5 protein-coding genes are annotated in these 4,150 nt (G+C 68.8%); 3 read left to right on the forward strand and 2 right to left on the reverse strand.

Annotated elements, in window-relative coordinates:
- Both ACXJKR_RS26095 and ACXJKR_RS26100 read left to right on the forward strand, forming a co-directional pair.
- On the forward strand, positions 1–224 hold a 224-nt coding region (locus ACXJKR_RS26095; protein ID WP_457325281.1), incomplete at its 5' end, for a putative quinol monooxygenase.
- 170 nt (positions 225–394) lie between these two features.
- Positions 395–889: a nuclear transport factor 2 family protein gene (locus ACXJKR_RS26100; RefSeq protein WP_457325283.1), complete on the forward strand. Its 495-nt coding sequence runs from the start codon at positions 395–397 to the stop codon at positions 887–889.
- Between the two features lie 29 nt (positions 890–918).
- On the opposite strand, the gene ACXJKR_RS26105 is transcribed toward ACXJKR_RS26100, so the two are convergent.
- Positions 919–2,928, reverse strand: a complete 2,010-nt coding sequence (locus tag ACXJKR_RS26105; protein ID WP_457325284.1) for a lipoxygenase family protein — start codon at positions 2,926–2,928, stop codon at positions 919–921.
- A 180-nt stretch (positions 2,929–3,108) separates the two neighbouring features.
- Between ACXJKR_RS26105 and ACXJKR_RS26110 the strand changes: the two genes are divergently transcribed.
- Complete coding sequence (locus ACXJKR_RS26110; RefSeq protein ID WP_457325285.1) at positions 3,109–3,519, forward strand: hypothetical protein; 411 nt, start codon at positions 3,109–3,111, stop codon at positions 3,517–3,519.
- A 3-nt stretch (positions 3,520–3,522) separates the two neighbouring features.
- Here ACXJKR_RS26110 and ACXJKR_RS26115 read toward each other — a convergent pair.
- Positions 3,523–4,150 (reverse strand): CPBP family intramembrane glutamic endopeptidase (locus tag ACXJKR_RS26115; protein ID WP_457325286.1); only part of this gene is annotated, 628 nt, incomplete at its 5' end.

Consider the following 4,150-nt stretch of genomic DNA (forward strand, 5'->3'; position numbering starts at 1 on the left):
AAGCCGCAGTGCGGACCGAGCCGAAAGTTCTGGCCCTCTACGCCGTGGCCGAACGGGACCGGCCGAACCACATACGCGTCTTCGAGATCTATGCAGACGAAGAAGCTTACGCACAGCACATCCAGACCGCGCACTTCAGAAAGTTCTTTGAATCGACCTCGCCCATGGTGGTGTCTCGCCGCCTGATCGACACGGTGCCGGTTGTGCTCGGAGCCAAGCCATAGCGCGAAGCGCGTTGGTGGCGCTGCCGAACGGATGGAGCGTTGCACGGCACGTTTCGTCGTGCCCCATCGACGGCCTGTCGGCGCCCTGCCACCGACTGTCGCAGCATGATGGCGGAGCCGGCAGGCCATCGCGAGGATGCGGCCTTCTTCACGCGTCCCAAGGCAGACCGATGAACTCTCTACGMCACCGCTTTCTCGCTTGCGCGCTCGCTGGCGTCGCCATGGCCGCCCACGCGGCGGAGCCCTCGCCGGCCGAGGCCGATCTCAGCGCCACGATCGCCGTGCTCGACACCGCGGCCTTTGAGGCCTTCAACCATTGCGAGGCACCCGGCCAGCTCGACAAATACGCGAGCTTCTTCGACCCTGCCGTGGAGTTCTATCACGACCTCGGCGGCGTCACGTGGACGCGCGACGTGATGATCGCGCAGACCCGGGCCCATGTCTGCGGCAAGTTCCAGCGCGAACTGGTGCCGGGCACGCTGAAGGTGTGGCCGATCAAGGGCTTCGGTGCGCTGGCCCGCGGCGAGCATCGCTTCTGCCACTACAAGCCGGGCGGCACGACGCATCCCTGCGAGGGCCGCGCCGAGTTCACCATGCTGTGGCGCCAGCAGGGCAATGCCTGGACGATCACGCGCGCCTTCAGCTACGGGCACGGGTCGAACTGACGCGACGCCCGCGACCGCCTCGCGTCACGCTAAATGTTGGTGCTCGACGGGATGCGGCTCGGCAGGAGGTGTTCATACGGCCGCGTGCGCGCCAGGTTGCGCTGCCGGATGGTGTTCTCGACGCCGGCCAGCGCGCTGCGAAAGCGCTCCAGCGGGCCGCCGGGCCGGGTGATGGCGGGGTCGAGCAGCACCGGCGGATACGGGGGTGCGTTGTCGCGGTATTCGCCCAGCATGCGGTAGTACACGCCGCCGAGGATGTGGAACAGCAGGATCTGCTCCTGCGCCGCGAGCCGGCTGGGCAGCATCTGCGACCAGGTGGCCTCGCTCTGCCCCACCGTGCCGGCAGGCGCCCACGCGCCGCCCATGCCGGCGTAGAACGGGGCGTAGGTCATCAACGAGGACTGCGGGAAGTTGACGGCCGCGTGCTGGGCGCTGGCATTGAAGATGATGGCCGTCACCACCAAGGCGAGCTGGCTGCGCGTGGTGATGGGCCGGAAGCCCTTGACCTTGCCACTCACGGCCAGCTCGCTGGCCCAGGCCTTGAGTTCGTAGTCGCTCGTCACGTCGGCGTCGCTGGCGTAGTACACGGCGAGGTATTCGCTCACCCATTGCTGGATGGCATTCCAGACCAGCAGCGCGTCGTCGCGGTAGGGGTAGTCCGGCAGCCGACCGGCGTCATCCACGCCGCGTGCGCGCAGATCGTTCGGCAGCATGTTGTCGTAGAAGTCGAAGGCCAGGCGATCACGGCCGCATTCGCGCTGCAGCGTCTCGATGGGCGCGGCCAGGATGGTGTCGCCCGTGGTGAGCGGCCCCATGATGACCAGCGCGGCCGCATCGTTGATGAACAGCGTGCCCTCGAGGTGGGGCGCGAGCAGCCGGTTCAGCGGGTGCACGACCGCGAGCTGGCGCTGCGTGGCCATCGCGAAGGCCTCGGACATCAGGTGCGTTCGGCCCAGGTGCACGAACATCTCGTGATAGTTGAAGTCGGCCACCTGCACCGCGGTCTTGGCCGACTGCCACGCCCAGTAGGCGTTGGCGTTGGCCGGATCGGTGGCCCGCAGCACCAGGGGGCTGAGGGCCGGGTCCTGCCCGCACTGGATGGCGACCGGCACCAGCGAGCGGCCGGCCTGGGGGCGCGCGAACAGCGCGATGGGCGCATAGCCGTAGCCGGCGCCCGTCAGCGGCTTGTTCACCGGGCCGGCCGGCGCCATGCCGCCCAGGCTTTCATAGTCCAGCAGGTAGAGCCGGCCACTGCCGGCGGCGTCGAGCAGGCCGTCGTTGTTGCCCTCACCACCCATCGCCTGGCGGTATTGCGCATCGCTCAGCGGGAACTTGGCCGGCAGCGCAGCCACCTGCCGGATCAGCATGGGGTTGGGCCCGCCCACACGCATGTACGCGAAGGTGTCGTCGTCATGCAGCAGGCTCGCTATCGCTGGCTTGTCCAGCGTCACGAACAGCGCGTCGTACTGCGCCACCGTCTTGGGCTGGGGCGCCGTGGTGACCTGCACGGTGAGCTGGTAGTGGATCTGCCGGAGCTGCGTCGCGATGTCGCCCACGGCCGCCGTGAGGTTGGTCAGCAGCGTGAGCACGGCCGCGGGCAGGCTCAGCACGCCAGCGTTGGCAGCTGAGACGCCGTCGAAGCTCGCCTGCGCGGCCGCGAGCCGGCTCCTCAAGCCATCCAGCGTCTGCAGGCTGCTGGCAGCGAGCCCGCTGGGCGCCATCGAGGCCGCCAGATTGGTGACCGCTTCCACTGCCAGCGCCGACGTCTTGAGCTGATGTTCYAGCGTCGGCAGCTCGCCCGCCGGCACCACGGCCGCCATCGGCACGCCGGCGAGGTTGAGGTGGGATTCTGTCCAGAGATACAGCGCCTGCTGGCTGACGAGCTGGAGCCGGCGGGCCGCCGCGCTGAGCAGGTCCGCCTTCTGCGGCAGCGTGGGCTTGGGAACGGGCAGCGCCGCCGATGCTGGTGAAGGCGTGCCGCCAATCAGGCTCAGGCCGCCCGCCGAGGCGGACCATTGGAGGATGTCTCTGCGTTTCATTGGATTTATCCGGAAGCCGGTGCGCCCATGAGCCTAGCCAGGAAACGGGCCGCACGAGGGGCCGTACACATCATTTCGTGCAACCGGGCGTCACGCACAGCGTTTCGCAGCGGCCTCCTACATACGCCGCCCAACCACGGAACCAAACTTGCCGCATAGCAACTGCCGGTGCGGTGCCCCATGAGATTCGTCTTCGACTCCCTCCTCGGCGGCATCCTGGCAACGGTCGTCGCGGGTGCCGCATGCGCTCAACCCGCCGCGCCACTGCCGGCGTCTGCACCGGCTTCGGCGCCCATGACCGCAGCCTCAAGACAGGTTCCGACCCGCAACGCGGCCATCACGGCGTCCGAGAACGCCAAGGAGCCTGGCAACCAGCGCCCCGAGGAACGGGTGATTCCGCAGATCTCCATCCCGCTCAGGAACAAGAACGTCATGCCCCTCGCTGCCATTCCCGCATCGGCGCCTGTCGGCAGCGTGCCCGGTCGTGTGAACGAGGGCGCAGCGCGGTGCGTGGCCATCAGCAGCRCAAGTGAGAAGGCTGCCTGCGAGCGTGGGTTGGCGGCATCGGGGCCGATGAATTCCGAGCGCTGACGCTCAAGCCGCCACCGCGGACGGCCTGCGCGCCATGCCCTTCCACCGGCACAGCAACAGCACCGCGGCCAGGTCAACCACCACGGCGAAGACGCTCGCCTCCGGTCCAAAGGCGCCGCCGCTGAGCCATTGCGGCCGGTCGAGCAGTTGGGGGTGCAGCCATCCGGCCTGGGCCAGGCCACTCACATCCAAGCCCAGCACCGAGCCTTGCATCCAGTTCCAGCCGAAGTGGATGCCGATGGGCAGGGCGAGGCTGCGGGTGCGCAGCCAGGCCAGACCGAGCAGCAGGGCGCCCAGCGCGTTGTCCAGCGTCGCCGTCGCGACCGTGATGCCGTCCATGCCTGGGTTGCCCAGGTGGGYGACGGCGAAGAGCGCGGCCATCAGCGCCAGCGCCCAGCGCGCCCCCAGGCCCTCCACCATGCGCTGCAGCACGAAGCCGCGGAACAGCAGCTCCTCCAGCACGGCCACACACAGGAATACCCAGGCGCCATAAGCCAGCGCCGCGAGGCTGCGCGCCGGGTCCAGCTCGAAGCGCACGCCGCCCGCGAGCAAGATCAACGCCGTGACCGCCGCCATCTGCGCGGCCCCGAAAGCCACGCCCAACAGCAACTGCCGCCCCCACGACCCATCC

Source organism: Roseateles sp. P5_E11 (genome assembly GCF_054049355.1).